The organism is Thermoactinomyces vulgaris (assembly GCF_005886755.1).
Classification (GTDB): Bacteria; Bacillota; Bacilli; order Thermoactinomycetales; family Thermoactinomycetaceae; genus Thermoactinomyces; species Thermoactinomyces vulgaris.
On record NZ_CP039710.1, the window covers coordinates 454,411 to 470,819 of the forward strand.

The 16,409-nt window shown below is 48.7% G+C and carries 17 protein-coding genes, 1 tRNA gene and 1 rRNA gene; 17 read left to right on the plus strand and 2 right to left on the minus strand.

From position 1 onward, the window contains the following. Nucleotides 1–69: 69 nt before the first annotated feature. The 5 genes from FA954_RS02390 (at nucleotide 70) to FA954_RS02410 (ending at nucleotide 3,519) form a co-directional block, all read left to right on the plus strand. Entirely contained in the window at nucleotides 70–999 is a 930-nt protein-coding gene (locus FA954_RS02390) for a gluconeogenesis factor YvcK family protein (protein WP_280524670.1), read from the plus strand. 15 nt (nucleotides 1,000–1,014) lie between these two features. Further along, nucleotides 1,015–1,941, plus strand: a complete 927-nt coding sequence (gene whiA, locus FA954_RS02395; RefSeq protein WP_037997431.1) for a DNA-binding protein WhiA — start codon at nucleotides 1,015–1,017, stop codon at nucleotides 1,939–1,941. A gap of 16 nt (nucleotides 1,942–1,957) precedes the next feature. Then, entirely contained in the window at nucleotides 1,958–2,215 is a 258-nt protein-coding gene (locus tag FA954_RS02400; protein ID WP_138614835.1) for an HPr family phosphocarrier protein, read from the plus strand. A 208-nt stretch (nucleotides 2,216–2,423) separates the two neighbouring features. After that, nucleotides 2,424–3,077, plus strand: a complete 654-nt coding sequence (locus FA954_RS02405) for a hypothetical protein (protein WP_049720659.1) — start codon at nucleotides 2,424–2,426, stop codon at nucleotides 3,075–3,077. Nucleotides 3,078–3,156: 79 nt separating this feature from the next. After that, nucleotides 3,157–3,519, plus strand: a complete 363-nt coding sequence (locus tag FA954_RS02410) for a hypothetical protein (RefSeq protein WP_037997424.1) — start codon at nucleotides 3,157–3,159, stop codon at nucleotides 3,517–3,519. 58 nt (nucleotides 3,520–3,577) lie between these two features. On the opposite strand, the gene clpP is transcribed toward FA954_RS02410, so the two are convergent. Together clpP and FA954_RS02420 are read right to left on the minus strand one after the other, a co-directional pair. Beyond that, a complete protein-coding gene (clpP, locus tag FA954_RS02415) occupies nucleotides 3,578–4,159 on the minus strand; it encodes an ATP-dependent Clp endopeptidase proteolytic subunit ClpP (protein WP_037997422.1) in 582 nt (193 codons plus the stop codon). Between the two features lie 412 nt (nucleotides 4,160–4,571). Then, the gene (locus tag FA954_RS02420) at nucleotides 4,572–5,270 is read right to left on the minus strand and encodes a creatininase family protein (protein ID WP_049720658.1); all 699 of its coding nucleotides are present in this window, start codon (nucleotides 5,268–5,270) and stop codon (nucleotides 4,572–4,574) included. 143 nt (nucleotides 5,271–5,413) lie between these two features. On the opposite strand from FA954_RS02420, the gene FA954_RS02425 reads away from it, so the two are divergent. From FA954_RS02425 to FA954_RS02480, 12 genes are all read left to right on the plus strand, one after another. Then, nucleotides 5,414–5,488 (plus strand) — tRNA-Arg (locus FA954_RS02425). Between the two features lie 185 nt (nucleotides 5,489–5,673). Then, complete coding sequence (rpoN, locus tag FA954_RS02430) at nucleotides 5,674–7,035, plus strand: RNA polymerase factor sigma-54 (RefSeq protein WP_138614836.1); 1,362 nt, start codon at nucleotides 5,674–5,676, stop codon at nucleotides 7,033–7,035. 150 nt (nucleotides 7,036–7,185) lie between these two features. After that, nucleotides 7,186–8,208, plus strand: a complete 1,023-nt coding sequence (locus tag FA954_RS02435) for a sugar-binding transcriptional regulator (RefSeq protein ID WP_037996115.1) — start codon at nucleotides 7,186–7,188, stop codon at nucleotides 8,206–8,208. A 62-nt stretch (nucleotides 8,209–8,270) separates the two neighbouring features. After that, on the plus strand, nucleotides 8,271–9,275 hold the full coding sequence (gene gap / locus FA954_RS02440) for a type I glyceraldehyde-3-phosphate dehydrogenase (RefSeq protein WP_037996116.1): 1,005 nt from the start codon (nucleotides 8,271–8,273) through the stop codon (nucleotides 9,273–9,275). Between the two features lie 115 nt (nucleotides 9,276–9,390). Beyond that, nucleotides 9,391–10,575, plus strand: coding sequence for a phosphoglycerate kinase (locus tag FA954_RS02445; RefSeq protein WP_037996117.1), 1,185 nt, complete (start codon nucleotides 9,391–9,393; stop codon nucleotides 10,573–10,575). A gap of 15 nt (nucleotides 10,576–10,590) precedes the next feature. Beyond that, the gene (gene tpiA, locus FA954_RS02450; RefSeq protein WP_037996120.1) at nucleotides 10,591–11,358 is read left to right on the plus strand and encodes a triose-phosphate isomerase; all 768 of its coding nucleotides are present in this window, start codon (nucleotides 10,591–10,593) and stop codon (nucleotides 11,356–11,358) included. Further along, nucleotides 11,355–12,896, plus strand: a complete 1,542-nt coding sequence (gene gpmI / locus FA954_RS02455; RefSeq protein WP_037996123.1) for a 2,3-bisphosphoglycerate-independent phosphoglycerate mutase — start codon at nucleotides 11,355–11,357, stop codon at nucleotides 12,894–12,896. Before tpiA ends, gpmI begins: the two co-directional genes overlap by 4 nt. 18 nt (nucleotides 12,897–12,914) lie before the next feature. Further along, nucleotides 12,915–14,213, plus strand: coding sequence for a phosphopyruvate hydratase (eno, locus tag FA954_RS02460; protein ID WP_037996125.1), 1,299 nt, complete (start codon nucleotides 12,915–12,917; stop codon nucleotides 14,211–14,213). A gap of 149 nt (nucleotides 14,214–14,362) precedes the next feature. Beyond that, a complete protein-coding gene (secG, locus tag FA954_RS02465) occupies nucleotides 14,363–14,596 on the plus strand; it encodes a preprotein translocase subunit SecG (RefSeq protein ID WP_037996129.1) in 234 nt (77 codons plus the stop codon). 103 nt (nucleotides 14,597–14,699) lie between these two features. After that, a 5S ribosomal RNA gene (gene rrf / locus FA954_RS02470) occupies nucleotides 14,700–14,814 on the plus strand. A gap of 158 nt (nucleotides 14,815–14,972) precedes the next feature. Next, nucleotides 14,973–15,494, plus strand: coding sequence for a DUF4309 domain-containing protein (locus tag FA954_RS02475; RefSeq protein ID WP_037996132.1), 522 nt, complete (start codon nucleotides 14,973–14,975; stop codon nucleotides 15,492–15,494). A gap of 133 nt (nucleotides 15,495–15,627) precedes the next feature. Next, nucleotides 15,628–16,398, plus strand: a complete 771-nt coding sequence (locus FA954_RS02480; protein ID WP_037996134.1) for an alpha/beta hydrolase — start codon at nucleotides 15,628–15,630, stop codon at nucleotides 16,396–16,398. Nucleotides 16,399–16,409: the final 11 nt, after the last annotated feature.

A 16,409-nucleotide genomic window follows, 5' to 3' on the forward strand; every position in this document is an offset into this window, starting at 1 on the left:
GCAAAGAAGAACCTGAATTCGAATGTATTTAGGCGTCCGCGTGTGGTTTGCATTGGTGGCGGTACAGGATTGTCCGTTATTTTACGTGGTTTGAAAAAGTTGCCCATTGAGATCACGGCCATTGTGACCGTAGCAGACGACGGAGGCAGCTCGGGGCGGCTGCGCAATGATTTACGGATGCCTCCCCCCGGCGATATCCGAAATGTTTTGATTGCGCTTGCAGATACGGAACCCCTTTTGGAAAGTGTTTTGCAATACCGGTTCAAAAACGGGGATGGTTTGGCAGGGCACACATTGGGGAATTTAATGATCGCCGCGATGAAAGAAATCACAGGGGATTTCACGCAAGCGGTCAAAGAAATGAGCCGTGTTCTTGCGGTGCGCGGACGGGTTCTCCCTGCCAGTGAGCAGGATGTTGTGTTGATGGCGGAAATGAAGGACGGAAGCATTGTCGAGGGAGAGTCACAAATTCCGCAAACCGGAAAGCCGATTCGCCGTGTTTTTTTAAACCCGCCGGATCCGCATCCCCTTCCCGAGGCGTTGGAAGCCATCGAGGCGGCGGATGGCATCGTGGTCGGGCCGGGGAGTTTGTACACCAGCATTCTTCCCAACCTGTTGGTCAAAGACATGAGCCGGATGATTCGCAAGTCCGATGCCTGCAAGATTTATGTTTGCAATGTCATGACGCAACCCGGGGAGACCGACGGGTTTTCTGCCAGTGACCACATTCAAGCCATTTATGATCACGTTGGTGAACGCTTGTTTGATGTGGCCATCATCAATAATGAGGTCCCACCGCTTGCCATCCAACAGCAATATGCCGAACGGGGCCAAAAGATGGTTTTGCCGGACATGAAAGAGATTCACCGTCTCGGTTGCCATGTCGTTGCCGATAACTTGCTGTTGTATCAGTCTGTATTGCGCCATGACGCCGAACGGATCAGCGGACACATTTTCCGCTTGATACATGAGCGCATGAAAAAGCGGCAAAGTGGTTAAAAGAAGGGATGTTCTATGTCATTTACTGCGATGATCAAAAAAGAATTGACCCAGCTTCAGTCGGAGACTTGTTGCAAGACGGCTGAACTGTCGGCATTGGTCCGGATGAACGGCACGGTTCACATTATGCACAAGAAGCCCATGATCGATATTGTGACTGAAAACCCGTCGACCGCGCGATACATTTTTTCTTTGGTCAAAAATTTGTATCAGATTCATCCCGAGGTGTTGGTGCGCAAAAAAGTCCGCTTGAAGAAAAACAATGTTTATTTGATACGCTTGACTTCGGACACGAGCCGGATTTTGGAAGAACTGCACATCATGAAAAAAAATTCATGGGAAAGGGTCGAAGGAATCTCCCCTGGCCTCATTGGCCGTCCTTGCTGCAAAAGAGCTTATTTAAGGGGAGCGTTTTTGGCCGCCGGTTCGGTCAACAACCCGGACAGCGCTTCTTATCATTTGGAAATTGTATCGACTTACCAAGACCATAGTCAATCACTTTGCGAAGTGATGAATCAGTTTCATTTGCATGCCAAAGTGATTGAGCGCAAAAAAGGCTTTGTGGTTTATATTAAAGAAGGGGACAAAATCGGGGAGTTTTTAAATATCATCGGCGCGCATCCTTCTTTGCTCGAATTTGAGAACGCACGCATCATGAAAGATATGAGAAATTCGGTGAATCGGCTGGTCAATTGTGAAACGGCGAATTTGAACAAAACGATTCAGGCTGCCATGCGCCAAATCGAAAACATCAAACGGATTGACCGGGAAATCGGTTTGGAACAATTGCCGAAAAAATTGCGGGAAGTCGCTGAAGCCCGTTTGAAATATCCGGAAGCCAACCTGGCGGAATTGGGCCAGTTGTTGCCGGAAGGAAAGATCAGCAAGTCGGCTATTAACCACCGTCTCCGCAAATTGGAGGAAATTGCGAAGAAATTGTGAAGTAAGGAGGATTGTGATGGCAGAAAAAAAAGTAACCGTTCAGTTGGAAACCGGACTTCATGCCCGACCGGCGGCTTTGTTTGTGCAAGAAGCGAACAAGTTTGCTTCGGATATTTTTGTGGTCAAAGGGAATAAAAAAGTGAATGCCAAAAGCATCATGGGAATTATGAGCCTGGCGGTCTCCCGCGGTACGGAAATCACCATCACCGCGGAAGGTTCCGATGAGGAAGAAGCGGTGGAAAAACTGGTGGAATTGGTCAGCAGACCGGAGTAAAAAAGGAAGCGGGCGTTTTCGGAAGAGAACAAGCCCGCTTTCATGAAGTGGAAAAGAATGTCAAAAACGACACGGAATCGTTGAAAGCATGTCACATTTCCCGGGTATGAATTGTTAAATTTTGACTATGATGGAATTAAATCTGGGGGGAACGTTTGGATAACCGACAAAGAAACCCTTGGATGGATACATATGATTGGAGGAAATTATGGATGCTTTCCTTTATCCGGTTTTGACAATTGGATATCTGGCTTTGTTTATCTGGAGTTTCCGTTCCTTTCGGGAATCTTTTTTTTGGGGGACTTCATGGATTTTATTCATCATTTTGGCATTCGTTTATGACAATTTGGTTTTGTCGCTCGGGATCTGGGTGGGGCAATCCGAATTATTTGAGATGCTGAGCATTGTCCGTTATTTGCTCCATGTTTTGCTGATTCCGACGCTGGTGTATGTATCCCTTGATATTATGCGGCGCATCCGTATTGAATGGTCGGAATACTTTGTGACCCATGTGGTGTATCACCTTTATACTTTTTTCTTGACGGTGCTCGGAATCTTCACCAATTTTTTGTGGGTGGAAATCGTCCCGAAAAAAGTGAGCGGAGTGGTGCAATATGTGCCGCAACAGATCCAATTTCCGGTTGTGTTGATGCTTGTGATGATCCCGCTTGTTATTTCCGGCTATTTGGTGTGGAAAAAGTTGCGCTGGCCCGTTTTGATATCAGGGATCGCATTGACCGTGATCGGAGGCGGATTGGCCTATGCACTGAAACTTCCGGGCATGGCCGCGCTGTTCCATTTTATCCTGATGGGAAGCCTGGTATTGACGGAACAAAGATTGAAAGCAGAGGATTATGAATAACAGGTCGAAGCCGTTGCTTCGGCTTTTTTGCGCATAAAGAACGCTTTCCTTCATCAAACTAGAAAGGGAGGTGTTCTTTGTGAAGCGGTTTTTTTGCCTTTTTCTTTGTCTTTTATCCGTCATGTTGTTTGCCTGCCAAAGGTTTGAAAAGCCCGCAGAACGGGAAGGGCTGGACAAAGACAGCCACTCTTTCACCAATATGGGTTTTCCGGAAAGCAAGATGAAGCAGGTGGCCAGAGATGTGGAAGGCGTGGAAGATGTCCGCGTGGAGTATAAACAACAAAAGATCATCATGTACATTTTGCCGGAAAAACACATTCCATCTTCAAAGTACCGGGATTTGGCCAACCGGGTTTATGAAAAAGTGAACGAGGCCACCCCGTCAAATCCGTTTCATGTGAAAATTGTCCCTCCTGAAAAGTGGATGGAGACGCCTTATTAATCCGTAGAAAGCATAAAAAGACCTTGGGAGGTCACCCAAGGTCTTTTGGCATCGAAGCTTATTTGTGTTTCATGACTTGGTCGATCAAACCGTATTTCAGTGCTTCTTCCGCACTCATAAAGTAATCGCGGTCGGTGTCCCGTTCAATTTTTTCCAACGGTTGCCCGGTGAATTCGGAGAGCAGCTTGTTCAAGCGGTCTCTGGTCCGCAAAATTCGTTTCGCCCGGATTTCTATGTCGGAAGCCTGGCCTTGCGCCCCGCCCAGTGGCTGATGGATCATGACCTCGCTGTTGGGAAGGGCAAACCGTTTTCCTTTTTTTCCGGCGGCCAGCAGGAATGCGCCCATGGATGCGGCCAATCCCACGCAGATGGTGGAGACATCCGGTTTGACGTATTGCATGGCATCATAAATGGCCATTCCCGCGGTGATGGAGCCGCCTGGCGAGTTGATGTACAGATGGATGTCCTTTTCCGGGTCTTCGGCTTCCAAAAAGAGAAGCTGGGCCACGATTAAGTTGGCGACTTCGTCGGTCACCGGGCTTCCCAGCAAAATAATCCGGTCTTTCAAAAGGCGGGAATAAATATCATAGGAACGTTCACCGCGATTGGTTTGTTCCACAACCATTGGGATTAGATTCATCTATCAGGGATGCACGGATCGTCCGGCACCCTTCCCTCCTTTCAAGGATCAAGGATGGTTTTCATTCGGTAAGGTTCATCTGTCCACATGGATGTTGCTTTACTTTTATGATACCCCAAAGGTCAAAAAAGGTCAAATCAATTTTGACGAATAAAAAAACAGGGCCTTCAAGGGCCCTGAAATAAAAGGGATTTATGTCATAAGGGGAATCCCATAAGAAAAAGAAGGGGGAGGACGAAGCTGGGACTTCGTCCATAAACAGAATTTAGAAACAGAGAAGGCCTTTTCTAACGTGACGAAAAAGCTTTGGGAACAAAATAGTCTGGTTAGGAGGACCATTTACTTAACAGACGCAAGGAACAGAAAAAGAGTTGCAGAGAAAAAATTTTTTTTCAAAAGTTTTTTATCGCTTTCATATTTGCAGAAATTCCGTCACGGTTTGGTCAATCTGCCGGACCAATTCATTGAATAACTTTTCCCCTTTTTCTTTGGAAGCACGGGTGGGATAACCGATGGTTCCCGTTTTGGTATATGCCTGCATTCCCAAAACTTCCAACAAGGGACGGTCGGAAACTTCCACATCTTCCGCTTTTTCCAATTGCACCGCTTGTTCCTGCAACAAATGGAGCAAGATGGAAGTTTCCCCTTCTCCGGCATGCATATCCTGAGAGGGGGTGGATGACAATCCCGCTTTTTGGTAAGCTTGTTCCCAGTGTTTCCGGCTCGGGGCGATCAAAAGTCTGCTTTTGCTTTGATTGAGCTCCTGGGCGAAGTTGGAAAGCAGTTTGTTTCCTCCGTGGCCGTTGATGATGACGCAACGCTTGACCCCGGATTGTTCCAGAGAAGAAAGCACATCTTTGACAATGGAGAACAGCGTCTCGATGCGGAGGGAGATGCTGCCGGGAAAGCCCGCATGCTCAAAGGAGCAAGAGTAAGGCAGAGTGGGAACGACAAATGCCTGATGTTTCATTGCCAGCTTTTGGGCGATGGCGGTCGCAATGAGGCTGTCCGTATTGGTGGGCAAATGGTATCCGTGCTGCTCGGTGGATCCGATCGGAAAAAATGCCAGCTCCATGTCTTTGAAATCTGGCCATGTTGGAAAATGGTTCATGTTTCGGCTCCCCTTTTCTTTTTTGAAATGTATTCTGGGTTTAGTGTAGAGCATCCTGCGGAAATTGGAAATAATTTTCCCAAAAACATCTTGCATGATTATTTTTTCCGTGATATAATTTCTTTCGTCAACTCGAAAAACGTGCGCCTATAGCTCAGGGGATAGAGCACTGGTCTCCGGAACCAGGTGCCCAGGTTCGAATCCTGGTAGGCGCACCATCAGAAGAAAAAGGTGCTTTTTATGCAAAAAGCACCTTTTTTGTTTTTTGCCCTTTTTTCAAGGAAGAGAGTGGTAAAAAAAGCGTAAAATGATGAATGGTATATTATGATAAAATATAATTGAAATTGTTTATTGAAGAAATTATTGAGCTGCATATATGATGTAGGCGGAGGTGGATGAGAGAATGGCTCTGCAAGTGGGTTTTGGCTTGATTCAGGAACAGCGGATGAAGATGGTGATGACCCCGGAACTGCGCCAAGCGATTCAGATTTTGCAATTCTCCGCAACCGATTTGCGAAAATATATAGAAGACCAAATGATGGAAAACCCGGTTTTGAATGTTTCCGAAGCAGAGAAAAAAGAGCCGGATTTGGACCGGTGGATGGAGTATATGCGTGACTTGCCCCGGCAAAGCAGGATCGGCTACCGGAAAGAACCGGACGAACCGTCGTTTGAGTCTTTTGTCACGGGACATCAAACGCTGGCCGATGAATTGGAAGCGCAACTTTGCGAGTATTCCCTGACTTTAAAAGAACGGAAGGTTTGTTTGTATTTGATTCACAATCTGGATGAAAAGGGATATTTGGATTTGGGTTCCGGTGAAGCATGTAAGCGCTTGCATATCGATGGCGGGATGTTTGCAAAGTGTTTGAAGGTGATTCAATCGATGGAGCCGGCTGGTGTGGGTGCCCGCTCGCTGGGAGAATGTGTGGAGCTGCAGTTGTGCCGGCGGGAGAGTGTCAATGAAACAGCCATCCGCATTGCCCGGGAGCATTTGCCGGATGTGGCGGATGCCAAATGGCGCAAGATCGCCGATGCCTTGCAAGTGGATCTGAGTGAAGTGCATCGTGCGGTGGAAGAGATTAAATCGTGCAATCCCAAACCCGGTCTTCAATTTCATTCATCTCCTCCCCGTTATGTGTCACCGGATGTGTATGTCGAGAAAATGGAGGATGAATACGTGATTCTCCTGAATGAAGGGGATATGCCGAATCTGACCGTGAACCGGTATTATCAGCAATTGTTGCGGCAAAAAGATGAGTTGGGCGAAGAGGTTAGCCGGTATCTGAAAAACTGGGTGCAGTCCGCTTTGTGGCTGATGAAGGGGATTGAGCAGCGCAGAGACACCATCTACCGTGTTGCCCAAGCCATTGTGAAGCGGCAGCGTGACTTTTTTGAGCTCGGGGTTGATCATTTGAAGCCGCTTACATTGAAGCAAATTGCCGAAGAAGTCGATCTCCATGAATCGACGGTCAGCCGGGCGACCCAGCATAAATACATGCAGACGCCAAACGGTTTGTTTCCGTTCCGTTTTTTCTTTCCTTCCGGCTTACAGACCGATACCGGAGTGGACATGGCGCAAAGTGCGGTGCAGAAAAAAATCCGGCAAATGATTGAAAACGAGGATAAAGCCAAGCCGTTATCCGATCAGAAGATTGCGGATCTGTTGAAGGCAGAGGGGGTTTCGATCTCCCGGCGCACCGTGGCCAAATACCGGGATGAAATGGGAATCGCATCATCTGCAAAACGAAAGCGTTTTCTGTGAATGTTCAATAAAATCAGGCCGGAGGAAACTTGTCAAAGACTGCCCTCTTAGGATAAAATAAAACTGATCCCAGCATCGGGGATTTTTTTTGGAGTGATTGGGACGATTTTTTCTACACGGGACATATTGCGTCCCAATGGTGGGGGTTTGATGAAAAATCTACTCAATTTGCAGAAACAATTATTGCCTGACTTGCTGAGGGTTATGCATAAGCGGTATGAGATACTGCGGCATATTCAATTGATGCAACCCGTGGGACGGCGGAGCCTTTCCGGCGTGTTGGATTTCACCGAACGCGTGCTTCGTGCCGAAGTCGATTTTTTAAGGACACAGGATTTGGTGGCTGTTGACTCCAGCGGCATGAGGCTGACCCAAAGCGGAGCCGATTTGTTGTCCGAGATGGAACCGATGATGAAAGAGCTGTTTGGACTCAATCAATTGGAGCGTGATTTGGAGTCCTGCCTCAACTTGAAAAAAGTCATCATTGTTCCCGGCGACTCGGATCAATCGGATTGGGTGAAAAAAGAAATGGGAAGGGCTTGTGCGCGATTCCTCCGGAAAATTGCAGAACCGGATCAGGTGATTGCCGTCTCCGGAGGGAGCACCATGTTGGCTGTCGCGGAAATGATGATGCCGTCTTCCGCTTTCAAATCCACCATGTTTGTTCCGGCCCGGGGAGGGGTCGGGGAAGCGGTGGAATTGGAAGCAAACTACATTGCTTCGCTCATGGCCAAAAAAACCAAAGGCCATTACCGCATGATGCATGTGCCGGACCAAGTCAGCGACCAGGCTTACCAAACGTTGCTTCGCGAACCGCATATTCAGGAAGTGCTGGAATCCCTTAAAAGAGCGCACATTGTCATTCACGGGATTGGCAATGCTATGACTATGGCAGTGCGGAGAAAATCAAGCCAAGCCGTCTTGGACAAGTTGCAGCGTGAACAGGCGGTTGGGGAATCTTTCGGATATTACTTCAACCGCAACGGGGAGATTGTTTACCGTGTGCAATCCTTGGGTTTGAAGTTGGATGATTTGGCCAATGCCAAAAATATCATTGCGGTGGCGGGCGGCTCGAGTAAGGCGGAAGCCATCCGGGCCATCAGCACCAAGGTTTCCAGAGATATTTTGATTACTGACGAGGGAGCCGCCAAAGCGATTTTGTCGCTGGAATGAGACCGCTTGGACGGTTCCGTCCTCAGTGATACTTTGCATAGATAACAAGGAGGAATTTTACCATGATCAAAGTGGGAATTAACGGATTTGGCCGTATCGGACGCAACGTTTTCCGGGCAATGATGAACCATCCGGAATTGGAAGTGGTGGCTGTCAATGATTTGACAGACTCCAAAACACTGGCCCATCTTCTGAAATATGATTCGGTTCATGGAAAATTCGACGGCGAAGTGGAAGCCACCGAAAACGGCTTCAGCGTCAACGGCCGGGAAATCAAAGTGTTGGCTGAACGCGATCCGGCCCAAATCAAATGGGCAGACTATGGTGTGGAAATTGTTGTTGAATCCACCGGGCGCTTCACCAACCGGGATGACGCCGCCAAACACCTGATCGGCGGAGCCAAAAAAGTGATTATTTCCGCTCCGGCCAAAGGGGAAGACATCACGATTGTGATGGGGGTTAACCATGAAAAATACGACCCTGCTTCCCATCACGTGATTTCCAATGCATCCTGCACCACCAACTGTCTTGCACCTTTTGCCAAAGTCTTGCATGAGAACTTCGGCATCCGCCGCGGTTTGATGACCACCGTCCATGCTTACACCAACGACCAACAAATTTTGGACCTGCCTCACAAAGACTTGCGCCGTGCACGTGCAGCGGGTCAATCAATCATTCCGACCACCACGGGGGCTGCCAAAGCCGTTTCCTTGGTACTGCCTGAATTGAAAGGGAAATTGAACGGTTTTGCCATGCGGGTTCCGACCAAAAACGTATCTGTTGTGGACTTGGTTGCCGAATTGGATCAGGAAGTCACCGCTGAACAAGTGAATGAAGCGTTGCGCAAAGCGGCAGAAGGAGAGTTGAAAGGCATCCTCAACTATTCCGAAGAACCGCTGGTGTCTGTCGACTACAACGGTGATCCTCATTCTTCCACCATTGATGCACTGTCCACGATGGTATTGGAAGGAAACATGGTGAAAGTCGTTTCCTGGTATGACAATGAATGGGGTTACTCCAACCGCGTGGTGGATCTGGCCAGCTACATTGCCAGCAAAGGTCTGTAAAGTTGAAAGATCAATAAGTTATACTAATTGAAAATATGCTATACTGATTTCGGAATTGAACCTGAAAAGAGGAGAACCATTCTCCTCTTTCTCATGCATTAAGGAGGGAGTCCCCTTGAACAAGAAATCAGTCAAAGATGTGGATGTACGCGGAATCCGCGTGTTTTGCCGCGTGGATTTCAACGTTCCGTTGCAAAACGGGAAAATTACTGATGACACCCGGATCCGTGCGGCCCTTCCCACCATCCGCCATTTGGTGGAACAAGGCGCCAAAGTCGTGCTCGCCAGCCATCTGGGACGGCCGAAAGGGAAAGTGGTGGAGGAGTTGCGTTTGAATCCGGTGGCCGAAAGGCTTTCGGAATACTTAAAGCAACCGGTGATCAAAGTTGATGAAGTGGCAGGTCCGGAAGTGGAAGAAAAAGTGTCAACGTTAAAGAACGGAGAAGTGTTGCTTTTGGAAAACGTCCGTTTCCATCCCGGTGAAGAAAAAAATGACCCGGAGCTTTCCAAAGCCTTCTCCCGTCTCGCTGATTTATATGTCAATGATGCCTTCGGCGCCGCTCACCGCGCCCATGCGTCCACAGCCGGAGTGGCTGAATATCTGCCGGCCGTTGCCGGGCTTTTGTTGCAAAAAGAAATTGAAACGTTAAGCAGTGCGCTCAACAATCCGAAACGTCCGTTCACGGCGATTATCGGTGGAGCCAAAGTGAAAGACAAGATCGGCGTCATTGAAAATTTGCTGGATAAAGTGGACCATTTGATCATCGGCGGAGGATTGGCTTATACATTTGTCCATGCCAAAGGATATGAAATCGGAAAATCGTTGTTCGATCCGGATAAAGTGGAATTGGCCAAATCATTCATGCAAAAAGCGGAAGAAAAAGGTGTCTGGTTTGAACTGCCGGTGGATGTGGTGGTTGTCGATGAATTCGGCCCCAATCCTTCCACGGTGAAAACAGTGGATATTGATCAGATTCCCGAAGACATGGAAGCGGTCGATATCGGCCCCAAAACAAGAGAACGGTACAAGGCGATTGTGAAAGAGTCCAAGCTGGTGATCTGGAATGGTCCCATGGGTGTTTTTGAATTTGATCAATTTGCCAAAGGAACCAATGCCGTGGCTGAAGCCGTCGCTGACAGCGAAGCCATGACCATTATCGGTGGCGGGGATTCGGCAGCAGCCATCAAAAAATCCGGATTGGCCGATCGGGTTGATCATATTTCCACCGGCGGTGGCGCATCCTTGGAGTTTTTGGAAGGAAAAGAATTACCGGGAGTGGCGGTGCTACAAGATCAATAACAGGAGGTTGCTTCGATGCGGAAGCCAGTGATTGCAGGAAACTGGAAAATGCACAAAACCATTGACGAAGCATTGCTTTTTGTCAAAGAGCTGAAGGAGACTGAGCTCCCTCAAGATGTGGAGACGGTTTTGTGCGCACCATTCCTGGCATTGCCTGCATTGGTGGAAGAGACCAAAAACAGCGGGATCGGAATCGGTGCGCAAAACGCCCATTATGAAGAACAAGGCGCATATACCGGTGAAGTGAGTTTGCCGATGTTAAAAGCTGCAGGCGTGCAGTACGTGATTTTGGGGCACTCGGAGCGGCGCGCTTATTACAATGAAACGGATGAAGACGTGAATAAGAAAACCAAAGCGGCTCACGCCCACGGCTTGATCCCGATCGTATGCGTCGGGGAAGTGTTGGAAGAAAGAGAAAGCGGCAAAACCATGGAAGTCGTTGCCGCACAAGTGAAATCTGCTTGTGAAGGGCTTTCTGCCGAAGAAATGAAAAAAACGATCATTGCCTATGAGCCGGTTTGGGCCATCGGCACCGGAAAAGCTTCCACGGCTGAAGATGCGGAGGAAGTTTGCTCTTTCATCCGGAGCACCATTTCCGACTTGTATGATGCATCTGTGGCCGAAGCGGTGCGGATTCAATACGGCGGCAGTGTGAAACCGGAAAACGTGGCTTCCTTCATGAAGCAGAAAAACATTGACGGAGCGTTGGTGGGCGGAGCCAGCTTGAAGCCGGATTCGTTTGCTTCGTTGGTAAGTCAGGCAAGTGAAGGTGAGAAACAATGAACCGACCCAAACCAGTGTTGTTGTGTATTTTGGATGGCTTTGCCCTTCGGGAGGCACGGGAAGGAAATGCCGTCAAGCAAGCCAACAAACCGAATTTTGACCGCTATTGGAACGAATATCCGCATGCAACGCTCGAGGCAAGCGGGGAAGCCGTCGGTCTTCCTGACGGACAAATGGGAAACTCCGAAGTGGGGCATTTGAATATCGGTGCCGGACGGATTGTGTATCAGGATCTGACCCGGGTGACCAAGGCAATTGAAGACAGCAGCTTCTTTGAAAACGAAGCGTTCCTTCAAGCGATTGAACACGTGAAAAAGAACCAAAGCCGCCTCCATTTGTTCGGACTGCTTTCCGACGGCGGGGTGCACAGCCACATCAACCATTTGTTTGCGCTTTTGGATCTGGCTGCCAAAGAAAAAGTGGAAGAAGTTTATGTGCATGCGTTTTTGGACGGGCGCGACGTGGCGCCGGACAGTGCCGTCCAATACATCCGGCAGTTACAGGAAAAAATGGATGAAGCCGGTGTCGGCAAGATTGCCACGGTTCAAGGACGTTATTATGCAATGGACCGTGACAAACGGTGGGATCGGGTGGAAAAATCCTATCGTGCCATGGTTTATGGAGAAGGTCCCCGGTACGGCGACCCGGTGGAAGCGGTACAAGCCTCCTACCAAGAGTCTGTCTATGACGAATTTGTGGTCCCGACGGTCATCGTGGATAAAAACGGAGAACCGGTCAGCCAAATCCGCGATCATGATGCAGTTATTTTTTACAATTTCCGTCCGGACCGGGCGATTCAACTTTCCCTCGCCTTTACCGATCCGGACTTTGACGGGTTTGACCGCGGTTCGGAGCATCCGCAAGACCTGGCTTATGTCTGCCTGACACATTACAGTGATGCGGTAAACGGCGAAGTGGCCTTTAAACCGACTGATCTCGCCCAAACGCTTGGGGAAGTGGTCAGCCGGCATCAACTGAAACAATTGCGGATTGCAGAAACTGAAAAATACCCGCATGTCACCTTTTTCTTCAGCGGCGGGCGGGAAGAGAAGTTTCCGGGTGAAGAACGGATTTTGATCAATTCGCCGAAAGTGGCGACTTACGACCTCAAGCCCGAGATGAGTGCCTATGAAGTGGCCGATGCGCTTTGCCGGGAAATCGAGGCGGAAAAACATGATGTGATTATCTTGAACTTCGCCAATCCGGACATGGTGGGCCACTCCGGAAAACTGGAACCGACGATCCGGGCGGTGGAAGCCGTTGACGAATGCCTGGGGAAAGTGGTCGACCTGACAATTGAAAAAGGCGGAGTGGCCGTGATCATCGCCGATCACGGAAACGCAGACATGGTGGTGAATGAAGACGGAAGTCCGCACACTGCCCATACCACCTTCCCGGTTCCTTTTATCGTGACGAAAAAAGGAGTGACCTTGCGGGAAAAAGGGATTTTGGCGGATGTATCTCCCACCTTGCTCCATCTGTTGAACATTGAACAACCTGAAGAAATGACAGGAAAATCGATGATCAAATCCAAATAAAAGTGAGGGATCAAGCAAATGACAACCATCATTGAAGTTTATGGCCGCGAGGTTTTGGACTCCCGCGGGAATCCGACGGTGGAAGTGGAAGTCGTATTGGAATCCGGTGCAACGGGACGCGCCATCGTACCGTCCGGTGCATCGACCGGTGCTTATGAAGCCGTTGAATTGCGTGACGGGGATGAAGAGCGTTTCTTGGGCAAAGGTGTGCTCAAAGCGGTTCAAAACGTAAATGACGTGATTGCCCCCCAACTCACGGGAATGGATGCACTGGACCAAGTGGCGATTGACCGTGCCCTGATCGAAATGGATGGCACCGAAAACAAAGGAAACCTGGGTGCCAATGCCATTTTGGGAGTATCCATGGCAGTTGCGCGCGCTGCCGCAGAGGCTTTGGGGGTTCCGTTATATACTTACTTGGGCGGATTTAACGCAAAAGTGCTGCCGGTTCCGATGATGAATATTTTAAACGGCGGCGCTCATGCCGATAACAATGTGGATATTCAAGAATTCATGATTATGCCCGTCGGTGCGGAAAGCATGCATGAAGCGGTCCGGATCGGCGCCGAAATCTTCCATAACCTGAAAAAAGTATTGAAAGAAAAAGGCTATGCGACCGGCGTGGGCGACGAAGGCGGATTCGCCCCGAACTTGAGTTCCAACGAAGAAGCTTTGTCCACGATCGTGACCGCCATTGAACGTGCCGGATACAAACCGGGAGAAGAAATCATGCTGGCGCTCGATGTGGCTTCCAGCGAAATCTATCGTGACGGCAAATATCACTTTGCCGGGGAAAACATCAGCCGCACTTCCGAGGAAATGATCGATTTCTATGAAGAATTGATTTCAAAATACCCGATCATCTCCATTGAGGATGGCTTGGCAGAAGACGATTGGGATGGATGGAAAAAAATGACCGAGCGTTTGGGTGACAAAGTGCAACTTGTCGGGGACGACTTGTTTGTCACCAACACCACCCGCCTCAAAGACGGAATTGAAAAAGGTGTTGGTAACTCCATTCTGATCAAAGTCAACCAAATCGGCACACTCACCGAAACCTTTGATGCGATTGAAATGGCAAAACGTGCCGGATATACCGCAGTGATTTCCCACCGCTCCGGGGAGACTGAAGACACCACCATTGCGGACATCGCCGTGGCAACCGGCGCCGGTCAAATCAAAACCGGGGCTCCTTCCCGCACGGATCGTGTGGCCAAATACAATCAATTGATCCGCATTGAAGATCAATTGGGCCATATCGCTCAATATCCGAAGCGTTCCGCATTTTACAACCTGCGCTCCATCGAAAAAGAATGACCGACATCTCATAAAGGGCACGGGGAAAATTCCCTGTGCCCTTTTTTGTTTGAATGTCCGACGGTCTTTTGTCTGTTGACGCCGGATTATTGAAATGCCGATTCGAATATGATAAAGTCATCTAGAGAGACGGCAAGGAGGTTGTGAACGTGGCGCTTGTTTCAAAATGGGTCCTTGCAATCATTTGCATCGGGTTGATTGTCGTTGTCCTGCTGCAACCTGGAAAAAGTGCAGGGTTGTCCGGTGCGATTGCAGGTGGAGCTGAACACCTGATGGGAAAAGCAAAAGCACGCGGTTTGGATGCGCTGTTGCACCGGTTAACCGTGGTGTTGGGAGCCTTGTTTATTATTGTTGCTTTGGTTGTTGCTTTCTTTTTGAAGTAATCTAAAGCTGGAATTCCTTAAGAGATATCTTTAAGGAATTCTATTTTATTTTTTTTAAAAAAAGACTTGCCAAGAGGATAAGGACATGCTATTATAATAAATGTCTGGTGACCATAGCGGAGGGGATCCACCCGTTCCCATCCCGAACACGGAAGTTAAGCCCTCCAGCGCCGATGGTACTTGGGGATGACCCCTGGGAGAGTAGGTCGTTGCCAGGCAAAAAAACCACGACGTTTGTACGTCGTGGTTTTTTTGTTGTTTTTACAAGGGTTGAAAAATGAAGCATTTATATGAATTTTCTATATGATATTCCGGTTTTTCTTCGTATAATGGGATCAGAAGGGGGCCATTCGCTGCCGGAAAGGAGAGGATTCCCGTGAAAAGAAGCTTTCGTCTTTTGTCTTTTGCATTGATAGCGGGGCTTCTTGCCGTTTTTGCGCTTCCCTTGTCATCTGCGGCGGCTTCCGCGAATAATGACGCAGGGGCGTACCTGGAACATATCATGTGGCTGGCGCAAGAAAAGAAAACCTTAAACAGCGGCCCTTTTCAGGTGGGCAGTTTGCTGGATGAGGTGAAGAAGTGGTGGGGCGAGCCGGATGACGACTCCGGTGTGGCGGCCAACTATTGGAACCGGAACATCCGCTTTATTTATGATCCCGATCAAAAGGGAAACCCCGTCACATGGGTGGAAGATTTTGATCCCGCCCTGCAAAAGATCACATTGGAAGAATTGCTTGACACATTGGGGGAAGCGGATCGGTTTGTGGAAGCGGAGGGAGATTATTATGTCACCTATTTGCTCAACGATGGCCATGAAATCACGTTTGTTTTGAATGTCCCCATGGAAGGGCAAACTTCGACAGTTCATCTGTATTATGTGACGGAACATACCCCATAATCCTTTGGTAAGTCCATCTTCGGATGGATTTTTTGTTTGGGAAGTTCCGGTCGGATTTCTTTCCATTTTTTCATCGGGTGTGCTATGGTTAGAATATTAAAAAATAAAATCCGAACCAAGGGGATGCACAATCATGAAAGTGGTACAACGTTCACCTGAACCTTTTTTTTATTCCGGGGGAAAAACGGGCATCCTATTGATACATGGCTTTACCGGGACGCCGTCTGAAATGCGGCCCATGGGGGACTTTTTCAAGGAGAAAGGTTACACCGTTTATGCGCCTCTGTTGGCCGGACATGGCAAAACACCCGAAGATTTGGAGCAAACCGGGTGGCGGGACTGGTGGCAAAGCGCGTTGGATGCTTATGATGAAATCCGCTCGAAAGCCGACTTGGATCACTTGTTTGTGGCCGGTTTATCGATGGGTGGCGTCCTGTCACTGCTTCTTGCCGCCGAAAAGCCGATGGATGGGGTCATTCCCATGTGCGCTCCAGTGTGGGTCCGGGACCGGCGGGCATTTTTGGCCGGGTTTGCCTATCGTTTTTACCGGTTTAAACCCAAAGGAAATCACCCCGATCCGGAAGTGGATGCCTATCTTGTCCCGTTTGACCGGACTCCCGTCAAAAGTGTCGGGGAACTGATGAAATTGCTTCGCCGGTTAAAACGAAATTTGCCCAAAGTGGAAGTTCCGGCACTGATTATTCAATCGCGGCAAGATGAAACCATCCGGTCCCGAAGTGCCAAATATATTTATGAGACCATTTCATCCAGGCACAAACATCTGTCTTGGTATGAAAAATCTTCCCATATCATTACGTTGGACAAAGAGAGAAAAAAATTATTTCATGAAGTGGATCACTTTATCAAGCACGTGTCTTTAACATCCATGAACGATAAGAAGTGAGGTGAAGCATC